Source organism: Photorhabdus sp. HUG-39, assembly GCF_963878365.1.
Lineage (GTDB): Bacteria > Pseudomonadota > Gammaproteobacteria > Enterobacterales > Enterobacteriaceae > Photorhabdus > Photorhabdus kayaii.
In genome coordinates, this window is sequence record NZ_CAWNWY010000002.1 from 1 (window position 1) to 21,712 (window position 21,712).

At 43.9% G+C, this 21,712-nt stretch carries 23 protein-coding genes and 2 pseudogenes; 18 read left to right on the forward strand and 7 right to left on the reverse strand.

Annotation, left to right across the window (positions count from 1 at the left end; genetic code table 11):
• Both AAC155_RS01645 and AAC155_RS01650 read left to right on the forward strand, forming a co-directional pair.
• Positions 1-109 (forward strand): annotated as a pseudogene (locus AAC155_RS01645) (IS5/IS1182 family transposase); the annotation flags it as partial.
• A 178-nt stretch (positions 110-287) separates the two neighbouring features.
• Positions 288-1,256: a hypothetical protein gene (locus tag AAC155_RS01650; RefSeq protein WP_113040790.1), complete on the forward strand. Its 969-nt coding sequence runs from the start codon at positions 288-290 to the stop codon at positions 1,254-1,256.
• Positions 1,257-1,459: 203 nt separating this feature from the next.
• Here AAC155_RS01650 and AAC155_RS01655 read toward each other — a convergent pair whose 3' ends face one another.
• Positions 1,460-2,056, reverse strand: a complete 597-nt coding sequence (locus AAC155_RS01655; RefSeq protein WP_113040791.1) for an acyl carrier protein phosphodiesterase — start codon at positions 2,054-2,056, stop codon at positions 1,460-1,462.
• Here AAC155_RS01655 and AAC155_RS01660 point away from each other — a divergent pair.
• The 14 genes from AAC155_RS01660 to AAC155_RS01725 all read left to right on the forward strand — a co-directional run bounded on the left by AAC155_RS01660 (position 2,039) and on the right by AAC155_RS01725 (position 12,948).
• Positions 2,039-2,236: a hypothetical protein gene (locus AAC155_RS01660; RefSeq protein ID WP_191214717.1), complete on the forward strand. Its 198-nt coding sequence runs from the start codon at positions 2,039-2,041 to the stop codon at positions 2,234-2,236. The genes AAC155_RS01655 and AAC155_RS01660 overlap by 18 nt on opposite strands.
• Positions 2,237-2,285: 49 nt before the next feature.
• The gene (gene queA, locus AAC155_RS01665; RefSeq protein WP_113040792.1) at positions 2,286-3,353 is read left to right on the forward strand and encodes a tRNA preQ1(34) S-adenosylmethionine ribosyltransferase-isomerase QueA; all 1,068 of its coding nucleotides are present in this window, start codon (positions 2,286-2,288) and stop codon (positions 3,351-3,353) included.
• Positions 3,354-3,498: 145 nt separating this feature from the next.
• Positions 3,499-4,623: a tRNA guanosine(34) transglycosylase Tgt gene (gene tgt, locus AAC155_RS01670; RefSeq protein ID WP_113040793.1), complete on the forward strand. Its 1,125-nt coding sequence runs from the start codon at positions 3,499-3,501 to the stop codon at positions 4,621-4,623.
• Positions 4,624-4,714: 91 nt separating this feature from the next.
• Positions 4,715-5,044, forward strand: a complete 330-nt coding sequence (yajC, locus tag AAC155_RS01675) for a preprotein translocase subunit YajC (protein WP_011148038.1) — start codon at positions 4,715-4,717, stop codon at positions 5,042-5,044.
• A 27-nt stretch (positions 5,045-5,071) separates the two neighbouring features.
• Positions 5,072-6,919: a protein translocase subunit SecD gene (gene secD / locus AAC155_RS01680; RefSeq protein WP_112879369.1), complete on the forward strand. Its 1,848-nt coding sequence runs from the start codon at positions 5,072-5,074 to the stop codon at positions 6,917-6,919.
• A gap of 10 nt (positions 6,920-6,929) precedes the next feature.
• Positions 6,930-7,898: a protein translocase subunit SecF gene (gene secF / locus AAC155_RS01685; protein ID WP_112879368.1), complete on the forward strand. Its 969-nt coding sequence runs from the start codon at positions 6,930-6,932 to the stop codon at positions 7,896-7,898.
• Between the two features lie 115 nt (positions 7,899-8,013).
• Complete coding sequence (gene nrdR / locus AAC155_RS01690) at positions 8,014-8,463, forward strand: transcriptional regulator NrdR (RefSeq protein WP_113040794.1); 450 nt, start codon at positions 8,014-8,016, stop codon at positions 8,461-8,463.
• A 4-nt stretch (positions 8,464-8,467) separates the two neighbouring features.
• Positions 8,468-9,577, forward strand: a complete 1,110-nt coding sequence (gene ribD, locus AAC155_RS01695; protein WP_191214705.1) for a bifunctional diaminohydroxyphosphoribosylaminopyrimidine deaminase/5-amino-6-(5-phosphoribosylamino)uracil reductase RibD — start codon at positions 8,468-8,470, stop codon at positions 9,575-9,577.
• A gap of 126 nt (positions 9,578-9,703) precedes the next feature.
• The gene (gene ribH / locus AAC155_RS01700; protein ID WP_113040795.1) at positions 9,704-10,174 is read left to right on the forward strand and encodes a 6,7-dimethyl-8-ribityllumazine synthase; all 471 of its coding nucleotides are present in this window, start codon (positions 9,704-9,706) and stop codon (positions 10,172-10,174) included.
• Between the two features lie 26 nt (positions 10,175-10,200).
• A complete protein-coding gene (gene nusB, locus AAC155_RS01705; protein ID WP_112879366.1) occupies positions 10,201-10,617 on the forward strand; it encodes a transcription antitermination factor NusB in 417 nt (138 codons plus the stop codon).
• A 100-nt stretch (positions 10,618-10,717) separates the two neighbouring features.
• Positions 10,718-11,707, forward strand: coding sequence for a thiamine-phosphate kinase (gene thiL / locus AAC155_RS01710; RefSeq protein ID WP_113040796.1), 990 nt, complete (start codon positions 10,718-10,720; stop codon positions 11,705-11,707).
• A complete protein-coding gene (gene pgpA, locus AAC155_RS01715) occupies positions 11,700-12,191 on the forward strand; it encodes a phosphatidylglycerophosphatase A (protein WP_113040797.1) in 492 nt (163 codons plus the stop codon). The genes thiL and pgpA overlap by 8 nt, the downstream gene beginning before the upstream one ends.
• Before the next feature lie 189 nt (positions 12,192-12,380).
• Positions 12,381-12,653 (forward strand): type II toxin-antitoxin system RelB/DinJ family antitoxin, encoded by a 273-nt coding sequence (locus AAC155_RS01720; protein ID WP_113040798.1) that lies wholly within the window; start codon positions 12,381-12,383, stop codon positions 12,651-12,653.
• Entirely contained in the window at positions 12,625-12,948 is a 324-nt protein-coding gene (locus tag AAC155_RS01725) for a type II toxin-antitoxin system YafQ family toxin (RefSeq protein WP_113040799.1), read from the forward strand. The genes AAC155_RS01720 and AAC155_RS01725 overlap by 29 nt, the downstream gene beginning before the upstream one ends.
• 166 nt (positions 12,949-13,114) lie before the next feature.
• Here the strand turns inward: AAC155_RS01725 and dxs are convergent, their stop codons facing one another.
• From dxs to xseB, 3 genes are all read right to left on the reverse strand, one after another.
• The gene (gene dxs / locus AAC155_RS01730; RefSeq protein WP_113040800.1) at positions 13,115-14,980 is read right to left on the reverse strand and encodes a 1-deoxy-D-xylulose-5-phosphate synthase; all 1,866 of its coding nucleotides are present in this window, start codon (positions 14,978-14,980) and stop codon (positions 13,115-13,117) included.
• A 62-nt stretch (positions 14,981-15,042) separates the two neighbouring features.
• Entirely contained in the window at positions 15,043-15,960 is a 918-nt protein-coding gene (gene ispA, locus AAC155_RS01735; RefSeq protein WP_113040801.1) for a (2E,6E)-farnesyl diphosphate synthase, read from the reverse strand.
• Positions 15,961-15,964: 4 nt separating this feature from the next.
• Positions 15,965-16,243, reverse strand: a complete 279-nt coding sequence (gene xseB / locus AAC155_RS01740; protein ID WP_113040802.1) for an exodeoxyribonuclease VII small subunit — start codon at positions 16,241-16,243, stop codon at positions 15,965-15,967.
• A gap of 197 nt (positions 16,244-16,440) precedes the next feature.
• Here xseB and thiI point away from each other — a divergent pair, with 197 nt between their 5' ends.
• Entirely contained in the window at positions 16,441-17,889 is a 1,449-nt protein-coding gene (gene thiI, locus AAC155_RS01745) for a tRNA uracil 4-sulfurtransferase ThiI (RefSeq protein ID WP_113040803.1), read from the forward strand.
• Positions 17,890-17,967: 78 nt separating this feature from the next.
• Here thiI and yajL read toward each other — a convergent pair whose 3' ends face one another.
• Both yajL and panE read right to left on the reverse strand, forming a co-directional pair.
• A complete protein-coding gene (gene yajL, locus AAC155_RS01750) occupies positions 17,968-18,558 on the reverse strand; it encodes a protein deglycase YajL (RefSeq protein ID WP_113040804.1) in 591 nt (196 codons plus the stop codon).
• Positions 18,521-19,433: pseudogene (gene panE, locus AAC155_RS01755) on the reverse strand (2-dehydropantoate 2-reductase). The gene yajL and the pseudogene panE overlap by 38 nt, the downstream one beginning before the upstream one ends.
• Before the next feature lie 134 nt (positions 19,434-19,567).
• On the opposite strand from panE, the gene AAC155_RS01760 reads away from it, so the two are divergent.
• Positions 19,568-20,059 (forward strand): YajQ family cyclic di-GMP-binding protein, encoded by a 492-nt coding sequence (locus tag AAC155_RS01760; protein WP_112879731.1) that lies wholly within the window; start codon positions 19,568-19,570, stop codon positions 20,057-20,059.
• A 123-nt stretch (positions 20,060-20,182) separates the two neighbouring features.
• On the opposite strand, the gene AAC155_RS01765 is transcribed toward AAC155_RS01760, so the two are convergent.
• Positions 20,183-21,559: an MFS transporter gene (locus AAC155_RS01765; RefSeq protein ID WP_113040806.1), complete on the reverse strand. Its 1,377-nt coding sequence runs from the start codon at positions 21,557-21,559 to the stop codon at positions 20,183-20,185.
• Between the last annotated feature and the right edge of the window lie 153 nt (positions 21,560-21,712).

Sequence of the window (21,712 nt, forward strand, 5' to 3'; positions counted from 1 at the left end):
ACTCAAAGAGCATCGTCGCATCGCCACCCGTTATGAAAAGACAGCAAGAAATTATATCGCTATGGTGAAATTAGGTTGTATCCGCTTATTTCTTAAGGTCATTATTTAATTGAGGGACACAACCTAGAAATAGTCACTACAGAAGGGCGCGAAACAAATCCTTATCGCAGCAAGTTATATTGGTATTACCAACAGTCAGACAATGTTATTGCCCCTCTGCGCTATTTCTGGGGAGAGAAACCAACAGAGGAAAATACGCTTAAAGGCAGCTTTGACGGAGAATTTATATGAAACAACGATTAAAAGATCTACTCAAAAAATGGTTTCCTACGATTCATCCTCTACCAGCCAAACGGCTGGTACGCTGGGAAAAAGAAATCTTGTCTGTACCGCCGGATATTAAAGATGAAGAAACCATTAAGCATGTAGAAATACTGGATTACCTTAACGATAAGGAGTGTTGGGTTAGAAACCCTCAGCGCCGTTTCCGGAGTATCACATTAATCCCAGTAACACTGGGTATTATTAGTAGTTTGGTGTTAAACATTAACGATTTTATAGAGTCAAGAAAAAAAAACGAGGAAGCTATTCATCGATGGGTTGGTTACGCAAAAAAAAAATATGGTGAAGAATTCTATCTGCGTAATGATCTACCTGTAGATATGGAAGATGTGCGTTATATCGGTAACGATAAAGAAATTTCATTAAGGAAATATTTATATTATCGTTATACCTTTTTCCCAAGTAGCTCTCAACTACTCATAATTGATATAAGTTTCCTGCTACTTTATCTACTGATTATTCCACCCTTTGTCTATTGTATATTTTTCTGGCAGAGCCAAGCGCCATTAATTATCGATCGCGAGCAGCAAATTTTTTACACCTGGTATAAAGGTAAAGCCTATGCCGCCCGTTATCCACAATTAGGTATGATGGAAAAAACCAATATTCTGTATCTCAAAGTCTACGGATTGGATGAAAATAATAACCTTATCGAACGTGTCTTTATCCCTAATGTCAGCAGTTATACTTTTGCTTTCTTAAGTAGTGGCAATGATAAAGCTCTGGCAGTCGCCTTTATGGTGAAATTCTTATTAAACGGCAAAGAAGCAGTCAGTAAAGTGGACTATAAACGCCGTGAGCCGCTTATTTGGTGGAGTAAAGATAAAAGACCCGCTGATTTAGAGGCACAAATTCCGTTGATTCTGGCCGAATTGGATCGCCTAGGTCCCCCTGATGAAGATCTTTCCGAATGAAAGCTAGCGTCAAAAAATAATTTCCTACTATTCATCTTATGCCAGCCAAATGGCTGGCCCGCTGGGAAAAAGAACTTCTGGCAGCACCACCGGATATTAAGGATGAAAAAATCGTTAAACATGCGAAAGTGCCATATTGCCTGAATGATTTCTTTCTATCCGCATTTACGATTTATTCACAAGCATAGTTGTAATAATAACGTTTATTGAGGCGAACAGTAAAAATCCTTATTTTCTGCCTTTTCCATCATATAGGGATAAAATTGCCAGAATAGTGCTTCGAAATCAGCGTAATGTTGCTCTATATCCTGAAATGATCCAGATAAAGCCGATAATCTGGGATGTCTTCGGGCCATGCCTTTTAATACATCTGCGATAAATGCAAGATCTGCATAACGGATCAGCCAGTTTTGCGGCCATAAAAACTCATTCAGTTCCTGAAATTTTTCGGGAGTGTAATAAAGATGAGGTTCAATCTGATTGCGAGCATGGTGAATAAATGTCGGTAATGAGTAGGTGGGAACCAGTTTATCCCAATTCAAGGAGAGGAAGTGATCCCAGATAATATCCAAAGTAATCGGCGCAACCCGTCGATATGAATTACTGAATAAATGACGGGCTTGAATAACCCGTGGATGGGTATCTGTTAATACGTCAACACGCCGATGCATACGAATACCTGCAACTACATCAGCGCTGTATTGTCCTTCTGGATTACCGCGCACAAAATCTGCCATCAGATTTCCTAGTAGGGAGCTGTCAGCCAGAGTAGCTAAATGAAGGTGAGCGAGAAAATTCATTTGGTGATTATAATATATACCCTATTGATTTCAAGATGCATCGCGGCGGCAAAGGAGCGAATCCCCGGGAGCATAGATAACTATGTGACTGGGGTGAGTGAGTGCAGCCAACAAAGAGGCAACTTGAAAGATGACGGGTATAAATCCGCGAAGTTATGTGCTTATTTGTTGCACCCTTAGAGCCGCGGCACTAGACTAGTCCGCCTGTTTTTCTGAATGATTAAATATAATGCGTGTCTCCGATTTTACTTTTGAACTTCCTGACGAAATGATTGCTCATTACCCTCAACCGCAACGCAGTGGCTGCCGTTTGCTCTCGCTTGATGGTGAAACGGGAAAATTAACGCATGGTATTTTTACGGATGTTCTCGATAAGCTGAATGCCGGAGATTTGCTGGTTTTCAATAATACCCGTGTCATACCTGCGCGTATTTTCGGCCGAAAAGCCACGGGCGGTAAGTTGGAAGTGTTAGTTGAAAGGGTGCTGGATGATAAGCGGGTACTTGCACATGTGCGTGCTTCCAAAGCGCCAAAAGTGGGGACTGAATTGTTATTGGGTGATAATGAAAGTCTTAAAGCAATCATGTTGGCCCGCCATGATACCCTGTTCGAAATACGTTTTGATGATGAACGTGATGTGTTGTCCATTTTGGATGACATAGGTCATATGCCTTTGCCGCCTTATATTAATCGTCCTGATGAAGAGGCAGACCGTGAGTTGTACCAAACTGTATACAGCGAACGGCCCGGGGCGGTAGCTGCACCAACGGCCGGTCTTCATTTTGATGAGCCATTATTGGAAGCGCTGTGTAAAAAAGGCGTGGAAATGGTTTTTGTGACATTGCATGTTGGTGCGGGTACTTTCCAGCCTGTGCGGGTGGAAACCATTGAAGACCATATTATGCATGCTGAGTATGCAGAAGTGCCACAGGATGTGGTTGATGCTGTGCTGGCATGTAAGGCGCGAGGTAATAAAGTTGTTGCCGTTGGCACAACGTCAGTTCGATCGCTGGAAAGTGCCGCAAAAGCCTGTCAGGATGGGTTAATTGCGCCATTTTTTAATGACACGCAAATTTTTATCTATCCGGGTTTTGAATATCAGGTTGTGGACGCGTTGATTACTAATTTCCATTTACCGGAATCGACACTTATTATGCTGGTTTCTGCGTTTGCGGGTTATAAAAATACGATGAATGCCTATCAAGAAGCGGTTGCAGAAAAATATCGTTTCTTTAGTTACGGTGATGCTATGTTTATTCGTCGTAATCCCTTCGCTTGCAAGGAAAAGATTTCTTAATGTAATAATTATGGCATTGACTGGAATATATTGTTGAATTTGTTGAAAATAGGGTTATGTGAATATCTCAGCTCAACGGTAAATTTCAACTTTGTCTGGTTTTAAATAACAGCATCGGACTGTTTATCTGATGCCTGGAGGTTAAGTGAAATTTGAATTACAAACTACCGACGGTCAAGCCCGTCGTGGTCGTCTGATTTTTGAGCGTGGCGTGGTAGAAACGCCAGCATTTATGCCAGTTGGAACTTATGGCACAGTAAAAGGAATGACACCGGAAGAAGTGAAAGAAACCGGTGCGCAGATCCTGCTTGGCAATACTTTCCATCTGTGGCTACGCCCAGGGCAGGAAATCATGAAACTTCATGGTGATTTGCATGGATTTATGCAGTGGCATGGTCCAATCTTGACGGATTCAGGTGGTTTTCAGGTATTCAGCCTTGGCGCAATGCGTAAAATCAAAGAGGAAGGTGTACATTTCCGTAACCCAATTAATGGTACGCCGGTTTTCCTCAGCCCAGAAAAATCGATGGAAATCCAGTATGACTTGGGTTCTGATATTGTCATGATTTTTGATGAATGTACGCCATATCCTGCTGATTGGGATTATGCGAAACGTTCGATGGAGATGTCCTTACGTTGGGCGGCGCGTAGTCGTCAGCGTTTTGATGAGCTACAGAATAAAAACGCTTTGTTTGGTATTATTCAGGGAAGCATTTATGAAGATTTACGTGATATCTCAGTAAAAGGTCTGGTAGAGATTGGTTTTGATGGATACGCTGTAGGTGGTCTGGCGGTAGGGGAGCCTAAAGAGGATATGCACCGCATTCTTGAACATGTCTGTCCGCAAATCCCGCAAGACAAACCACGTTATCTGATGGGAGTAGGAAAACCAGAGGATTTGGTGGAAGGGGTTCGTCGCGGCATTGATATGTTCGATTGTGTGATGCCAACCCGTAATGCCCGTAATGGTCATCTTTTTGTGACCGATGGTGTGATTAAAATCCGTAATGCCAAACATAAAGAGGATACTTCGCCACTGGATGAGCAGTGTGACTGCTATACTTGCCGAAATTATAGTCGGGCATATTTGCATCATCTTGACCGTTGTAACGAAATTCTCGGTGCAAGGCTGAATACTATCCATAATTTGCGGTATTATCAGCGCCTGATGGCTAAGATCCGTCAAGCCATCGAGGAAGGTAATCTTGAACAGTTTGTTGAAGATTTTTATCAACGGATTGGTAAACCCGTTCCGGCATTAAGTATTTGACTTAAGTAGTGATTGACTGGTTTCAGTGTGTATAGCATATTGCGGCTGGTTTTTGATTACTATTGAATTTGATAACATTGAGGGAAGTTTAATGAGTATTATTTCTGAAGCAGCAGCATCTGCTGGCGCACCGGCTCAGGGAAGCCCATATTCTTTGATCATCATGCTGGTTGTTTTCGGCTTGATTTTCTATTTCATGATCCTGCGTCCACAACAGAAACGTACCAAAGAACATAGAAAGCTGATGGATTCTATTTCCAAAGGTGATGAGGTGATGACCAATGGTGGTTTGATTGGTCGTGTCACTAAAGTTTCTGACACCGGTTATATCGTTGTAGCACTGAATGACACTACTGAAGTAACCATTAAACGTGATTTCGTCGCTGCCGTTTTACCGAAAGGTACAATGAAGGCTCTGTAATTTCTGATTTTCCCGAAGGGAACTGCCGTGCTAAACCGTTATCCTTTGTGGAAGTATCTGATGCTGATCGCTGCGATCCTCATCGGTTTGCTTTATGCACTTCCCAACCTTTATGGTGAGGATCCGGCTGTACAAATCACTGGCGCGCGAGGCATTGCCGCCAGTGAGCAAACGCTGGTCCAAGTCCATAATGTTTTAGAAAAAAATCAAATCGCGAGTAAATCTATTGCGCTGGAAAATGGTGCGATTCTTGCTCGTTTCAATAATTCCGATATTCAGCTTCGTGCCCGTGAAGTATTGATGTCCACATTAGGCGATCAGTACGTGGTGGCATTGAACCTGGCACCAGCAACACCAACTTGGTTAAGTAAGGTTGGTGCCGAACCAATGAAACTGGGCCTTGATCTGCGAGGTGGGGTGCACTTCCTGATGGAAGTGGATATGGAAACCGCATTAGGCAAACTGCAAGAGCAGAATATTGATGGCCTGCGCACTGATTTGCGTGAAAAAGGCATTCCTTATTCCACTGCCCGTAAAATTGATAATTACGGTGTAGAAATCCGCTTCCGTGATGAAAAAGCGCGGTCTGAGGCGGAAAACTATCTTACTGGTCGCCACCGTGATTTAGTTTTCAGTATTGGAAGCAATAATACTCTGAAAGCGGTGATGAGTGATGAACGTCAGCGCGAAGCCCGATCTTATGCGGTGCAGCAGAACATTACCATTCTACGTAACCGTGTTAATCAACTGGGTGTGGCTGAACCATTGGTTCAGCGTCAGGGCGCTGACCGTATCGTGGTTGAATTACCGGGTATTCAGGATACTGCTCGTGCAAAAGAGATTCTTGGTGCGACAGCGACGTTGGAATTCCGTTTGGTCAATACCGGTATTGACTCTACCGCAGCTACATCAGGCCGTGTGCCAGGTGATTCTGAGGTGAAGAGCACCCGTGATGGTAATCCGGTTGTGTTATATAAACGTGTTATTCTGACCGGTGATCATATTACAGATTCAACCCCTGGTACCGATGAATACGGTAGTCCAGAGGTGAGTATTTCACTGGACAGTGCTGGTGGCTCCGCGATGTCTAATTTCACCAAGGACAATGTTGGTAAGCCAATGGCGACATTGTTTGTGGAATATAAAGACAGCGGTAAGAAAGATGCTAATGGTCGGGCGGTGTTAGTTAAACATGAAGAAGTGATTAACATTGCTAATATTCAGACTCGTCTGGGGAACAATTTCCGTATCACGGGCCTTTCCAACGCAACCGAAGCGCGTCAGTTATCCTTATTGTTGCGTGCGGGTGCTCTGATTGCACCGATTCAGATTGTAGAAGAGCGTACCATTGGGCCAACCCTTGGTCTGCAAAACATTGAACAAGGTTTAGAAGCTTGTCTGTGGGGCTTAATTGCATCAATTCTGTTTATGGTGATTTACTATCGCAAATTCGGTGTGATTGCGAGCAGTGCGTTGTTGGCTAACCTAGTGCTGATTGTTGGTATCATGTCTCTGTTACCAGGGGCGACGTTAACCATGCCGGGGATCGCGGGTATTGTGCTAACGCTGGCTGTGGCGGTTGATGCGAACGTGCTGATCAACGAACGTATTAAAGAAGAGTTGAGTAATGGCCGGACAGTACAACAAGCGATACATGAAGGTTATAAAGGGGCTTTCTCCAGTATTATTGATGCTAATTTGACCACGTTGATTACCGCGGTCATTCTTTATGCTGTTGGTACCGGGTCAATTAAAGGCTTTGCGATAACAACGTCAATTGGTGTCGCGACTTCTATGTTCACCGCTATTGTAGGTACTAGAGGGATCGTCAACCTGCTATACGGCGGTAAGCGTATTAAGAAGCTGTCAATTTAAGGAGCACGTTGTGGCACAGGATTATACTGTTGAACAATTGAACTACGGTCGCAGAGTCTATGACTTTATGCGCTGGGACAACGTTGCTTTCGGAATTTCGTTGCTACTGTTGGTAGCTTCTGTTTTTGTGATGGCAACCCGCGGGTTTAACTGGGGACTCGATTTTACCGGTGGTACGGTAATCGAAATCAAGCTCAGTCAATCTGCTGATTTGGATAAGATGCGTGATAACCTGGCAAAAGCGGGCTTTGAAGATCCTCTGTTGCAAAATTTCGGTAGTAGCCGTGATGTAATGGTGCGTATGCCACCAGTTACGGGTGCGGCTAATGAGGAGCTGGGTAAAAAGGTTATTAAAGTCATTAATGACACCATTGATAAAGATGCGAGTGTCAATCGTATTGAAATTGTTGGGCCGAGTGTCGGTGCTGAGCTCGCCCAAGATGGTGCAATGGCGTTGCTGGCGGCGCTTATCTGTATCTTGATTTATGTTGGATTCCGTTTTGAATGGCGTTTAGCATTGGGTGCGGTTCTTGCGCTTGCCCATGATGTCATCATCACGCTAGGGGTTCTGTCATTGTTCCATATCGAGATTGATCTGACCATTGTGGCATCGCTGATGTCGGTTATCGGTTACTCATTGAATGACAGTATCGTGGTTTCTGACCGTATCCGTGAGAATTTCCGTAAGATCCGTCGTGGTACGTCGTATGAAATTATGAACGTCTCTCTGACGCAAACATTGAGCCGTACAATCATGACATCTGCAACAACTTTACTGGTGGTGCTGATGTTGTATATTTTCGGTGGTGCAATGTTGAAAGGTTTCTCACTAGCGATGTTAATTGGTGTTTCTATCGGTACGGTATCTTCTATCTATGTTGCTTCCGCTTTAGCGTTGAAACTGGGTATGAAGCGTGAACACATGATCCAGCAAAAGGTTGAGAAGGAAGGGGCTGATCAGCCATCTTTATTGCCTTAATTATTCTGCCTTGATGCTGTTCAAACACCCTGTGAGTATCCGGCTGACAGGGTGTTTTTTATTCAGATTAAGGATAAACTGTAAATTTAGTTCGGATTAACCATCAGGAAACGATATGCATTGCCCATTTTGTGCTGCTGTTGATACTAAAGTGATTGACTCTCGTTTGGTCGGGGATGGCTCGCAGGTGCGCCGGCGGCGTCAGTGTCTTGAGTGTCATGAACGATTCACCACTTTTGAAATGGCTGAGCTGGTTATGCCTAGAGTAATAAAAAGTGACGATATCCGAGAGCCGTTCGATGAAGAAAAATTGCGTCGTGGTATGCAAAAAGCACTGGAAAAGCGCCCGGTCAGTTCTGATGATGTAGAAATGGCGATGAGCTATATTAAATCTCAGTTACGTGCTACCGGTGAGCGGGAAATTCCATCCAAAATGATTGGTAATCTGGTCATGGATGAATTGAAGAAGTTGGATAAAGTCGCCTATATCCGTTTTGCTTCTGTCTATCGCAGCTTTGAAGATATTCGTGAATTTGGCGAAGAGATTGCTAAATTACAAGGTTGAGCCAGTGAATAACGATAAAAAATATATGGCGCGCACTTTGGAATTGGCGCATCAAGGGCGCTTTACTACGCCACCTAATCCTAACGTTGGTTGTGTAATTGTGCGTGATGGACAAATTGTTGGGGAAGGTTTTCATTTACGTTCTGGTGAGCCACATGCTGAGGTTCACGCTTTACGGATAGCCGGAGATAAAGCTAAAGGCGCAACTGTTTATGTCACGCTTGAACCGTGCAGCCATCACGGTAAAACACCGCCTTGTGCCGATGCGTTGATTGCGGCTGGCGTTAGCCGTGTGGTTGCGGCGATGCAGGATCCCAATCCACAGGTAGCAGGAAGGGGGCTTTATAAGCTGCAACAAGCTGGTATTGCAGTAGAACATGGACTGATGATGGAAGAAGCTGAATCTCTCAACCGGGGGTTTTTGAAGCGGATGCGTACCGGGTTTCCATATATTCAGTTGAAGATGGCTTCTTCTCTTGATGGCCGAACGGCATTAGCTTCTGGCGAAAGTAAATGGATTACATCACCTCAAGCTCGCGATGATGTACAAAAATTCCGTGCTCAATGTAGCGCGATTCTGAGTTCCAGTAGCACTGTTTTAGCTGATGATCCTCACTTGACAGTTCGTTGGCGTGAATTAGACGCAGAAACCCAGGCGGTTTATCCCGAGGAAAATCTTTGTCAACCGGTACGTGTTATTGTTGACAGTCAGAATCGTGTTGGCCCTCAGCATCAGGTCATACAGCAGCCCGGTTATTGTTGGCTGGCTCGCACTAAAGCAGATGAACATGACTTATCCGAAAATGTAGAACAGATACTGTTACCTGCTCATGGTATTGGGGTAGATTTGGTGTCATTGATGATGCAGTTGGGTAAGCGCCAGATCAACACAGTCTGGACTGAGTGTGGGGCATTGCTGGCGGGGGCATTGCTAACTTTAGGGTTGGTGGATGAATTGGTTCTTTATGTTGCGCCAAAAGTGCTAGGTGATACGGCTTGTGGTTTGTTCACTATTCCTGAACTCAAAAATTTGGCAGAGGCGCCGGAATTTGACATTTTTGATGTACAGCAGGTGGGACCTGATCTTCGTCTGCGTCTGCGGCCTGTATACTGACTGAATATGTGAGTGTGGGTTAGTTTGCCTGTATTTATGCTCTGTTGCTAAATCGGCAGGCGCAGCTAACGAAAGAATATGATAGAATCCGCCCCCCTGCGGATATGAACAGATGGAAGGAAGGCTATGAACGTAATCAAAGGTGGTGTTGCAGCTCCACAAGCTCGTGTGGCGATTGCCATTGCACGTTTTAACAACTTCATTAATGACAGTCTGTTAGGCGGAGCGGTGGATGCGCTTGAGCGTATCGGTCAGGTTGCTTCAGAGAATATCACTGTTGTCTGGGTTCCTGGTGCTTACGAGTTGCCATTGGCAGTGAAGACATTGGTCGAAACTCAAAAATATGACGCTGTTGTCGCGCTAGGAACAGTTATCCGTGGTGGTACCGCTCATTTTGAATACGTTGCTGGTGAATGCAGTTCTGGTCTGTCTAGTGTGGCGATGGCTAGTGAAATTCCAGTAGCGTTTGGTGTTCTGACCACAGAAAGCATTGAACAGGCGATTGAGCGCGCTGGAACCAAAGCGGGTAATAAAGGTGCAGAAGCTGCATTAACCGCACTGGAAATGATCAATGTAATTAATGCCATTAAAGGCTGATTTTAGTTTTAATTAAGGGGAATCTTGTGAAACCTGCTGCTCGTCGTCGTGCTCGTGAGTGCGCTGTTCAGGCTATATATTCATGGCAATTATCTGGCAATAGCATTGCTGATGTTGAATTACAGTTTCTGTCGGAGCAGGACGTCACTGGTGTTGACGTAACCTATTTTCGTGAATTGCTGTCAGGAGTAGCTGTAAATGCGGCTAAGCTGGATGCTTTGATGGCCCCTTATCTTTCCCGTCAGCTCGAAGAGTTAGGTCAGGTAGAAAAAGCCATTTTGCGTGTTGCTATGTTTGAACTAAGTTATCGTGATGATGTCCCTTATAAAGTGGCTATTAACGAAGCTATCGAATTGGCAAAAGTCTTCGGTGCTGAAGATAGCCATAAGTTCGTAAACGGGGTACTGGATAAATCTGGCCCGGCAGTACGCAGAAAAAGATAAGCTACTGCTTGTCGGGTTTTTCCCACCGTAGACGATGATTTGTAAGGCCGGGATACCGGCCTTATGTTCATGATCATCAGTAACTTTTTGGGATTCTATTATGGTATGTGGCGAATTTGACCTCATTGCGCGTTATTTTGATCGTCGGGAGATTAGCCGGCGTGATGTAAATCTAGGTATTGGTGATGATTGTGCACTGATGACACTAGCCGATAAACAACAATTGGCGGTTAGTACGGATACCTTGGTTTCAGGCGTACATTTTTTACCTGATATTTCCCCTGAAGATTTAGCTTACAAATCTCTTGCTGTGAATCTGAGTGATCTGGCCGCAGTCGGCGCTGATCCTGCTTGGCTTTCATTGGCGTTAACATTACCGGAAGTGGATGAACGCTGGCTGGGTGGTTTCAGTGACAGTCTGTTTGAGCAGTTGCGTTATTATGGTATGCAGCTTATTGGTGGTGACACTACCCGCGGTCCGATGAGTCTGACGTTGACGATTCATGGTTTGGTTCCCGCAGGCAGGGCGTTACGGCGTACTAGCGCAAAAAATGGTGATTGGATTTATGTGAGTGGATCGTTGGGTGATAGTGCGGCGGGTTTGGCTCTGTTACAAAACCGTCTACAAATTTCTGATCCGGTATCCCGCAACTGGTTGGTTCAGCGTCATCTCAGGCCGCAACCTCGTATTTTACAAGGGCAAGCACTACGTGGCTTGGCAACATCAGCAATTGATTTGTCTGATGGTTTGATTTCCGATTTAGGTCACATTCTGAAAGCCAGCCGATGTGGAGCCAGAATAAATCTGGATGCGCTTCCTTACTCTGATGCAATGAAACAGTACGTTGAACCGCAACAAGCTTTGATGTGGGCTTTGAGTGGTGGGGAGGACTATGAATTGTGTTTTACCGTCCCGGAGAGGAATCGTGGTGCGTTGGAAATTGCGTTGGCGCATACCGGAGCTGGTTTTAGCTGTGTTGGACAGATTATGGCGGAATCGGAGGGCGTTCGTTATTACAGCAATAATAAAGAGATTAAATTAGATCTAAAAGGGTTCGATCACTTTATTACTGAGGAGGCACATGGATAAGGCAAAGTGTCGTTTACGGATGAGTAATCCCTGGCATCTATTAGCGACAGGTTTTGGTAGTGGGCTGTCGCCGGTTGTGCCGGGAACAATGGGATCGGCGGCGGCTATTCCATTCTGGTTATTGCTGGTCCAGTTTCCGGAATGGATTTGCTGGTTGGTTATTATTGTCGGGATGTTTTTCGGCATAATGATTTGTCAGCGTACTTCTGATGATATGAAAGTTCATGACCACGGTAGTATTGTCTGGGATGAATTTATCGGTATGTGGATCACATTGATGGCAATCCCTGTGGTTAATTGGCAGTGGATTTTGACCGGTTTTATGGTGTTTCGTATTCTCGATATGTGGAAACCGTGGCCCATTCGCTGGTTTGATCGCTATGTTCATGGCGGTTTAGGCATCATGTTGGATGATATTATTGCGGGTGTATTTTCTTTCGTGATTGTTTGGTTACTAGCGTTTTATCAGATTTTTATTTTCTGAGGTGTGGTGTAGATGGAAAGTCTAATGAAATTACTACAATTCCCGAACCCCTGAACAGGTTGCCACTGAAAGGTAATATCGTTGCTTTTTGCTTTATACTTCAGCATTTTCTTCTCTGGGCTAAGATTGCTTAATATCAAAATTAGGACTACGATAGCACTACAAAAATCAGCATGTACGAGGTATTAAATGGGTACTGAAACTTATGTTCGCACACGTATAGATCCTGCAATTAAGCAAGAGGCAACCGATGTTTTAGCTGCTATTGGGATTAAAATGTCTGACTTTCTACGCATTGCTGTAACGATGGTGGCCAAAGAAAAGGTGCTACCTTTCGAGATCAAGAAAATCCCTAACAGAGTTACTGTTGAGGCTATGAATGAGGCGAGAAGCTCAATGAATGCACGTTTTAACGATGCGGATGATTTAATTCATGACATTGAAAAAGACTGCGGCAAGTAAGCGCGCTAGCTTTCCGCGTCGCTCAGACTATACAAAACAGTTCGGTAAAGATTGGCAACGATTGAGCCGTTCTGGGCGCTATGACATGAACCGATTAAAATCTGTTGTAATGCTCCTCATTGCTAATGATTCACCTCTAGGAGCTGAATATAAAGATCATGAGTTAGTCGGAGATTGGGCTGGATTTAGAGAGTGTCATATTGGGGGGGATTTTCTTTTAATTTATCTTCTGGACGAACAGAAAAATGCAATAGAGTTTGTCAGAACCGGTACACATGCGGAATTGTTCGAGTGAGAAAGGAATTTAATAGGCTATTATTTCATTGATAACGAATTTCTATATCTTTCAAGTTGCCTCTTTGTTGGCTGCACTCACTCACCCCGGTCACATAGTTACCTATGCTCCCGGGGATTCGCTCCCTTGCCGTCGCGATCCATCTTGAAATCCATAGGGTATATACTCAGGAAAATAGCCTTTTATTGATGCTATTTTGAATACCTGCGGCATCAAGCCCTAACTCCGCTCTAATTTCTTCCTGACTACCTTGTGGCACAAATTGGTCAGGCAAGCCAATATTCAGAATTTGCACTAGGCGACCTTCCTGCATTAGTAGTTCATTAACGCCACTTCCGGCGCCGCCCATAATGGCATTTTCTTCCAGCGTGACCAATAAATCATGGTTATCAGCCATTTCTAATATCAATTCTTTATCCAGTGGTTTGACAAAACGCATATCAACAACAGTCGCATCCAGTGATTCTGCTGCTGTTATTGCATCAGGTAACAGAGTACCAAAGTTCAGGATCGCTACCTTCTTACCCTGACGGCGAATAATACCTTTACCAATTGGTAATTGTTCAAATGGTTGGGGTTCTGCCCCCGTTCCGGTTCCTCGTGGATAACGCACGGCTACAGGACCTTGCTGATAATGATAGCCAGTATGCAGCATCTGTCGGCATTCGTTCTCATCACTTGGCGCCATAATTACCATGTTGGGGATACAACGAAGGAATGAAAGATCAAAGGCACCTTGATGTGTCTGACCATCAGCACCTACGATACCGCCGCGATCTATTGCAAATAGAACAGGTAGATTCTGGATGGCGACATCATGGATAACTTGGTCATAAGCACGTTGGAGGAATGTCGAATAGATTGCAACAATTGGCCTGTAACCACCAATTGCCAAACCTGCGGCAAAAGTCACGGCATGTTGTTCTGCAATGGCGACATCGAAGTATTGATCAGGATATTCGCGGGAAAAACGTACCATACCAGAGCCTTCACGCATGGCAGGTGTGATCGCCATCAGCTTTTTGTCGTTAGCGGCCTCTTCGCATAACCAGTCTCCAAAGATTTTGGAGAAAGTAGGGCGGTTGTCTGAGCTTTTAGGTAATGCGCCAGTGGTCGGATCAAATTTAGGCACCGCATGCCAACTGATAGGATCTTTTTCGGCGGGGGCATAGCCACGACCCTTTTTGGTCATGATGTGCAGAAGCTGTGGCCCTTTCAATTCACGCATATTTTTCAGCGTTTGGGTCAATGTCAGTACATCATGTCCGTCGATGGGGCCAATGTAATTAAAGCCTAATTCTTCAAACAGAGTGCCAGGAACAACCATGCCTTTGATATGTTCTTCAGTTTTTTTCAGTAGCTCTTTAATCGGTGGTAGATTGGAAAAGACTTTTTTCCCGCCTTCCCGCAACGTGGTGTAGAGTTTACCGGATAGAAGTTGAGCTAGATGGTTGTTTAACGCTCCGACGTTCTCTGAGATGGACATTTCGTTGTCGTTAAGAATGACTAACATATCTGGGTCGATATCCCCGGCATGGTTCATCGCTTCGAAAGCCATCCCCGCGGTTATCGCACCATCACCGATAACACAAACTGTACGGCGGCCTTTGCCTTCGCGTTGAGCCGCAATTGCCATACCTAATCCGGCGCTGATAGAGGTTGATGAGTGACCAACACATAAGGTGTCGTATTCACTTTCATCTCGCCAAGGGAAAGGATGAAGCCCATTTTTTTGACGAATCGTATCAATACGATCTCGGCGCCCTGTCAGGATTTTATGAGGATAAGCCTGATGGCCGACGTCCCATACCAATTTATCGAAAGGTGTTTTATAGACATAATGCAACGCCACAGTCAGCTCAACGGTGCCAAGACCGGAGGCAAAATGACCACTGGAGCGACTGACACTGTTTAGCAGGAATTGCCGAAGTTCATCACATAATTTCGGCAGGCTCTCTTTTGGTAACATACGAAGCTCTTCAGGATTTTCCGCTAATGCCAATGTGGGGTATTTGGCTATATCAATGCTCATTTGATGCTCGTTAAGAAGTGTTTATTAATAGCGCTGCCAGTGGGTAAATTTACCGGCAGACCTTAGTTGTTACGTTCAATGATAAAGCTGGCAAGTGTGCGCAGCATTGCTGTGTTATAAGATTTATCTTCCAGTTTATTCAAAGCTTGTAATGCTTCTTGATACAGTTCGTATGCTTTTTTCTGTGCTTGTTCTAACCCCAATAATGCGGGGTAAGTGCTTTTTTCTAACTGTTGGTCACTGCCTTGGCGTTTTCCTATCATTTCGGTATCGCCAATGACATCAAGAATATCGTCTTGAACTTGGAATGCGAGGCCAATGGCCTGAGCATACTGATCTAATTCAGGTAAGGCATCATGCCCACTTTGGCCTGCGCCATATGCGCCCATTCTGACGGCGCAACGAATAAGTGCGCCCGTTTTATGGCGATGAATGTGTTCCAGCATATGGAGATCAATGTGTTTACCTTCCGCAGCTAAATCCAACGCTTGACCGCCGCACATACCAGCGATACCGCTGGCGGTTGCTAGTTCGGCAAGCATTTCAAGGCGATCTGCCGTTGTTACATCCGGCATTTCTCTTTTAGATAGGATTTCAAACGCCAGCGCCTGTAATGCATCTCCTGCCAAAATCGCGTGAGCTTCACCAAATTTTATGTGGCAGGTCGGTTGTCCACGGCGTAAATCATCGTTATCCATCGCCGGTAAATCGTCATGAATTAATGAAAAGGCGTGGATACATTCAACGGCTGCTGCTGGAGCATCCAGATTATTTGCAGATAATCCAAACAGTTCACCGACGGCATAAACTAAAAATGGGCGCAGACGTTTACCACCGAGTAAAGTGCCATGTTGCATTGTGTGAACGAGTGGATTGTCTGCAAATGCCAGTGAAGATAGTGTGCTTATCAGAACGTTATTGACTCGTTGTTGACAGATTTTAAGCTGTTCTTTAAATTGGGTTGAATTTTGTTCAGACATAGGCTTATTCAGTATCCGGGGAGAAATGACTCAGTGGAGATTGGACATCATCGTTAAGCAGAATCTGCACTCGCTGTTCTGCTTGTTGCAACGTTTGTTGCCCTCGACGGGCTAATTGAATACCACGCTCAAACTCGCTTAGGGCTTCTTCCAGTGCCAGTTCACCTGATTCTAGCCGGGCGACAATCTGTTCCAGCTCTTTTAATGAGCTTTCAAATGTCATTGCCGCCGCAGTTTCTGGCGTACTGTTTGTACTTTCTGATATTGCATTTTTCTTTGGCATAATTTTTTACTATTTACAGAGTTCGCCTAAGGGTTGCAGACTATCTTATTATGCTGGTGCAAACAAATCCTTAACTGATTTTGTGTTTTTTCCGGGCTATATCACGAGATAGTGTTATACTTCGCGGCCTGATTTGACAACCAAGACATACCATCAGTTTTTTTTATCAAAATGCCTAACTACTACTATAACTCACTATGAAGTTTATTATTAAATTATTCCCTGAAATCACGATCAAGAGCCAAACTGTTCGTTTGCGCTTTATTAAAATTCTCGCTAGTAATATTCGCAATGTGCTTAAAACGTTAGGAGATAATATTGCAGTGGTTCGCCATTGGGATAATATCGAAGTTCGTACTAAAGATGAAAACCTTGGCGCTCAAATTTGTGATGCGCTGACACGTATCCCCGGTATTCACCATATTCTGCAAGTAGAGGAGCGTGAGTTTCGTGACATGCATCATATCTTTGAACAAGCTTATGAGGCTTATGGCGAATCGCTCCACAATAAGACATTTTGCGTGCGGGTTAAACGTCGCGGTAAACATCAATTTACTTCCAATGAAGTAGAACGTTATGTCGGTGGTGGTTTAAACCAGCATATTGAATCTGCAAAAGTAAAACTCAATCATCCTGATGTGACTGTTAATCTGGAAATTGATCAAGATGTACTGATTCTGGTAAAAGCCCGTTATGAAGGAATTGGTGGTTTTCCTATCGGAACGCAGGAAGATGTATTATCTCTAATTTCTGGAGGCTTTGATTCTGGTGTTTCCAGCTATATGCTAATGCGCCGTGGCTGTCGTGTTCACTATTGCTTCTTCAATCTTGGCGGTTCTGCTCATGAAGTTGGTGTGAAACAGGTTGCTCATTATCTTTGGAATCGTTTTGGCAGTTCCCATAAAGTCCGTTTCGTTGCCGTGGATTTTGAACCTGTTGTCGCTGAAATTTTGGAAAAAGTTGATGACGGTCAAATGGGGGTGGTGCTTAAACGGATGATGGTAAGAGCGGCATCTAAAGTTGCAGAGCGTTATGGCGTGCAGGCGATTGTTACCGGTGAGGCTTTGGGACAGGTTTCCAGCCAGACACTCACTAATTTGCGTTTGATTGATAATGCATCGGATACGTTGATTCTGCGGCCGCTGATTTCTCATGATAAAGAGCACATTATCAGGTTGGCACGTGAAATAGGCACTGAGGATTTTGCCCGTACAATGCCTGAATTCTGTGGTGTTATTTCAAAAAGCCCGACAGTAAAAGCTGTTAAAGCTAAAATTGAAGCAGAAGAGGCGAATTTCGATTTTAATATTTTGGAAAAAGTTGTCAGTGAAGCTCAGAATATTGATATTCGCCAGATCGCAGAACAAAGCAATCAGCAAGTGGTTGAAATTGAAACGGTGACAGCGTTCGCTCCGACGGATGTGTTATTGGATATTCGTTCGCCTGATGAACAAGATGATCGGCCATTGCAGTTAAATGGTGTGGAAATTAAATCATTGCCATTCTATAAGTTGAGCAGTCAGTTTGGTGATTTGCCAAAGGATAAGACTTATTTGCTCTATTGTGAACGTGGGGTAATGAGTCGTTTGCAGGCACTCTATTTATCTGAGCAGGGTTTTGATAACGTGAAAGTTTATCGGCCTTAATTGCTTCAATTCTATGTTTCGGGGTTCCTATTACGTGAACCCCGAATCGTATAAAGTAAGGTGTTTTTGTCTATTTTTTCAGTCCTGATAAGAATATACACCTAGTGGTAATATGAGTTGAGCTGCCACCTCGGCTGCTGTTGCTCGTCCTTTTAATAATTCAATGAGTTTTAATGCGAAATCAAAAGCTGTCGCTGGCCCTTGGCTGGTCAATAGATTGACACGATCATCAAAACAGACTCGGCAATCAATCCATTTATCGGATGAAATTTTGTCTTGCAAACCGGGGTAGCCGGTCATTTTGCCAGTAGGGAATAAATTATGGTGTTCAAGCACGATAGCAGGCACGGCACAAATTGCAGCGATAATTTTTCCTTGATAATGTGCCTTGCGGATTTTTTCGATAACTAGTGGATTATTACGGAAACACTCGGCACCCTGCATACCGCCGGGTAAGATGATGGCATCGAAAGATTCATCAATAACTTTTTCCAGAGGGACATCAGCAACCAATTTCACACCTCTGGAGCAAGTTAAAACTAATTCTCCATCGCTGGCGGTGCTGGCGATCGTAACACTGATGCCAGCGCGTACCAGTAAATCAATGGTTGCAACGGCTTCTATTTCTTCACTACCGTGAGTTAGGCAGATGAGTGCTGAAGGATTCATAATCATCTTTCCTTATGTTTTACTAGGTTATAGATACGGGTATTTTCAGGGGTAGAAAGACCATGTGCACGGGCCCGGCGTAATAAATAACCAGTGATATAGTCAATTTCAGTGCGACGCTTTGCGCGGACATCCTGCAACATGGATGAGTAGTTTTTTGCTGTAAGCTTAATCACATCGTAGACATAGGCAATCAGCTTGTCGATAGTGGTATGGATGTTTTCTCGTTGCATAACCTGAATAATTTCTTCGCACAAAATATTCAATTGTTCCGGGTAGCGAAGCAGATCTTCATTTTGGCATTCATAAAGCGCAGTCAGCGGGTTTACGACACAGTTAGCGGCAAGTTTCAGCCAACTAATCGAGAGAATTTCATTATGCCATGCAACATCTGGCAAAGATTGATGTAATACATTAGCCAGAGAGCTAAGCCCAGTTGCATTTGACGTTGCTGGGCCAATATGGGTTAGCCCGGAAGCGGTATGATAAACCCGTTGGTCATCCTGATATGCACCATGCGTTGTGACGCCAAGCAGTATTGGATTAGGCGCTGATAATAGTTCTTCTTGGGTACCCATACCATTGTGTAGTAATAAGATTGGGCAATTAGGTGAAAGTTTGGGGAGTAAATTATTCACTGCATCAGCGACTTGCCATGCTTTCAAACAGACAATCAGTAATTCGCTGTTGGCAAGATGGTCGTTGTTATTAGTTGGGATTGGTTGGTTGAAGACTTGCCCATTCATTTCGTCAATATGAACAGATAAATAAGACCGAGAACTTTTTAGCCAACCCTGTACTTGATGTTTTTGTTGTGATAATGCTGCTAGCCACAGTTTTCCTATAGCGCCACAGCCAAGAACGGTTATCTTCATATACACCTTTTGAAAGACGCTGCCATAATATTGGATGGAAATAATAAGATCCCGCTAATCCGAGTATAGCGCTTTTGCTGACAATGGAAAGCGGTTATCATGCCAACTTATTGATTATCAGGAGGTCATGGATAATGCCATCTTTCGATATTGTTTCAGAAATTGATATGCATGAAGTTCGCAACGCGGTAGAAAATGCGCAGCGCGAGCTTGCTAGCCGTTGGGATTTCCGTAATGTCAGCGCCAATTTCGAGTTAAATGAAAAAAATGAATCTATCAAGATTGCCAGTGAGTCAGATTTTCAGGTAAATCAGTTGGTTGATATCATGCGTGAAAAGTTGGCTAAACGTGGTATCGATGGTGCTGCATTGAATATCCCTGATGATATGTTGCACAGTGGTAAAACTTACAGCGTTGAAGCGACTCTGAAGCAGGGGATTGATACCCCTACGGCGAAAAAGATCGTGAAGCTGATTAAGGATAGTAAGCTGAAAGTACAGGCACAGATTCAGGGTGAGCAAGTGCGAGTGACAGGTAAAGCTCGTGATGATTTGCAAAGTGTTATGGCATTAGTTCGTGGCGCAGAGCTGGGACAGCCATTCCAGTTTACTAATTTTCGGGATTGATTTTCCGACTAATGGATTGATATATCTAGCCTAATGTGGAGTGGGGTATTCCTGACAAGGAATCCCACTCCCAATCTCCCTTAATATCGAATCGGAGTGAGTAGGGGTTATCTGGTTTGATACTTAATCTATCGTGTTATTATTAGCTATCAATTGCTCAAGTTGTGCTCTGCTTGTCAGCTTAGTATCTACTTTTATGTAAGCACTATGCTCCTCCGGAACAATAACGACCTCGCAAACGCCTGGCTGAACAAGAATTTTTTGTTCCAGCAATGCCTTATTGACTATATTCTCTGGTAGAGAAATTCTGATGCTGCTGACATATGCAGGTTGTTTCATTGTTATGCTAATAATGAGCCAAATGATTGTCAGAACGATACCTGCCGCAAATACCAGCGGTGCTCCTTTTAATTCATATAACCAACCACCGAGGCCACCCCCTAAAGCGACACCTAAAAATTGGCTGGTGGAGTAGATACCCATTGCTGTACCTTTATAACCCGCTGGTGCTTCTTTACTGATAAGTGATGGCAGGATAGCTTCCATTACATTGAAAGCAATAAAGAAAATTTGTATGCCGATAAAAATCACCCATAAGTGATGTCCCGCCGCCCACAATACAATTTCAGCAATCAGTAGCATCGTGATACACAGTGAAAACACTTGTTTCATGCGGCGCTTTTTTTCTGCGTAAATAATGAAAGGTAAAACAGATAAGAATGAAACTAGCATAGTGATCAGATAAACCTTCCAGTGTTGTTGGGTAGGGAGCCCCGCTTGTTGCATCACCAAAGGAAGGGCGACAAAACTTGCCATTAACAAAGTGTGCAAACTGAGAATGCCAAAGTTAAGTTTCAGCAACTGGCTATCAGCCAGAACCTTACTGAAACTGTGACGAACAATGCCTGATTCACGGTTAATAATGTGTTTATCGGTGGAAGGAACAGCAAATAATGTTATCAGAATGCCACTACCGGCCAGAATGGTAATTCCCCAAAATAGGCCATTTAATCCAATGGCATTCGTAAGGATTGGGCCAAGTACAATGGCGATGGCGAAAGTTATTCCGAAACTAATGCCAATAAAAGCCATTGCTTTAGTTCGATTTTGTTCACGGGTTAAATCAGAAAGTAGCGCCATAATTGCAGCAGATATCGCTCCAGCGCCTTGTAACGCTCGTCCAATTATTATGCCCCAGATGGAGTCACTGAGAGCAGCAATAATACTGCCAAGGACGAATAGCAATAATCCACCAACAATTAAGGGCTTACGGCCAATTTTGTCAGAAAACAGGCCAACAGGGATCTGGAAAATTGCTTGGGTTAGACCATAAATGCCAATGGCGATGCCAATAAGTGTTTCGGTGGCATCTTTTAGATGAAGTCCATAGGTTGTTAATACAGGAAGAACCATGAACATGCCTAGCATTCGCAGAGAAAAAACTGAACCTAGGCCCCATGTCGCCCGAAGCTCAAGTGGCGTCATTTTATTATCGTTCATGATTACCTCGAAATATTTTGATGCGTCATTGTAGATAGGTTTTCAATAAGGGGTAAATAGTTAATTGAATTAATAATATTGAAGTATTAAGGAGAGGGGATAACAGGCTGGAAGGAAACTGATGGCAGAGGGGGTAGCGACTGCCATCAGGGA

Coding starts and splice junctions, on each gene's coding strand:
- yajC (WP_011148038.1), top strand. CDS start 4,715: ATGAGTATTATTTCTGAAGCAGCAGCATCTGCTGGCGCACCGGCTCAG.
- ispA (WP_113040801.1), bottom strand. CDS start 15,960: ATGTCTGAACAAAATTCAACCCAATTTAAAGAACAGCTTAAAATCTGT.
- AAC155_RS01760 (WP_112879731.1), top strand. CDS start 19,568: ATGCCATCTTTCGATATTGTTTCAGAAATTGATATGCATGAAGTTCGC.
- dxs (WP_113040800.1), bottom strand. CDS start 14,980: ATGAGCATTGATATAGCCAAATACCCCACATTGGCATTAGCGGAAAAT.
- ribH (WP_113040795.1), top strand. CDS start 9,704: ATGAACGTAATCAAAGGTGGTGTTGCAGCTCCACAAGCTCGTGTGGCG.
- thiI (WP_113040803.1), top strand. CDS start 16,441: ATGAAGTTTATTATTAAATTATTCCCTGAAATCACGATCAAGAGCCAA.
- AAC155_RS01650 (WP_113040790.1), top strand. CDS start 288: ATGAAACAACGATTAAAAGATCTACTCAAAAAATGGTTTCCTACGATT.
- AAC155_RS01655 (WP_113040791.1), bottom strand. CDS start 2,056: ATGAATTTTCTCGCTCACCTTCATTTAGCTACTCTGGCTGACAGCTCC.
- AAC155_RS01720 (WP_113040798.1), top strand. CDS start 12,381: ATGGGTACTGAAACTTATGTTCGCACACGTATAGATCCTGCAATTAAG.
- thiL (WP_113040796.1), top strand. CDS start 10,718: ATGGTATGTGGCGAATTTGACCTCATTGCGCGTTATTTTGATCGTCGG.
- queA (WP_113040792.1), top strand. CDS start 2,286: ATGCGTGTCTCCGATTTTACTTTTGAACTTCCTGACGAAATGATTGCT.
- yajL (WP_113040804.1), bottom strand. CDS start 18,558: ATGAATCCTTCAGCACTCATCTGCCTAACTCACGGTAGTGAAGAAATA.
- xseB (WP_113040802.1), bottom strand. CDS start 16,243: ATGCCAAAGAAAAATGCAATATCAGAAAGTACAAACAGTACGCCAGAA.
- AAC155_RS01725 (WP_113040799.1), top strand. CDS start 12,625: ATGACATTGAAAAAGACTGCGGCAAGTAAGCGCGCTAGCTTTCCGCGT.
- pgpA (WP_113040797.1), top strand. CDS start 11,700: ATGGATAAGGCAAAGTGTCGTTTACGGATGAGTAATCCCTGGCATCTA.
- nrdR (WP_113040794.1), top strand. CDS start 8,014: ATGCATTGCCCATTTTGTGCTGCTGTTGATACTAAAGTGATTGACTCT.
- AAC155_RS01765 (WP_113040806.1), bottom strand. CDS start 21,559: ATGAACGATAATAAAATGACGCCACTTGAGCTTCGGGCGACATGGGGC.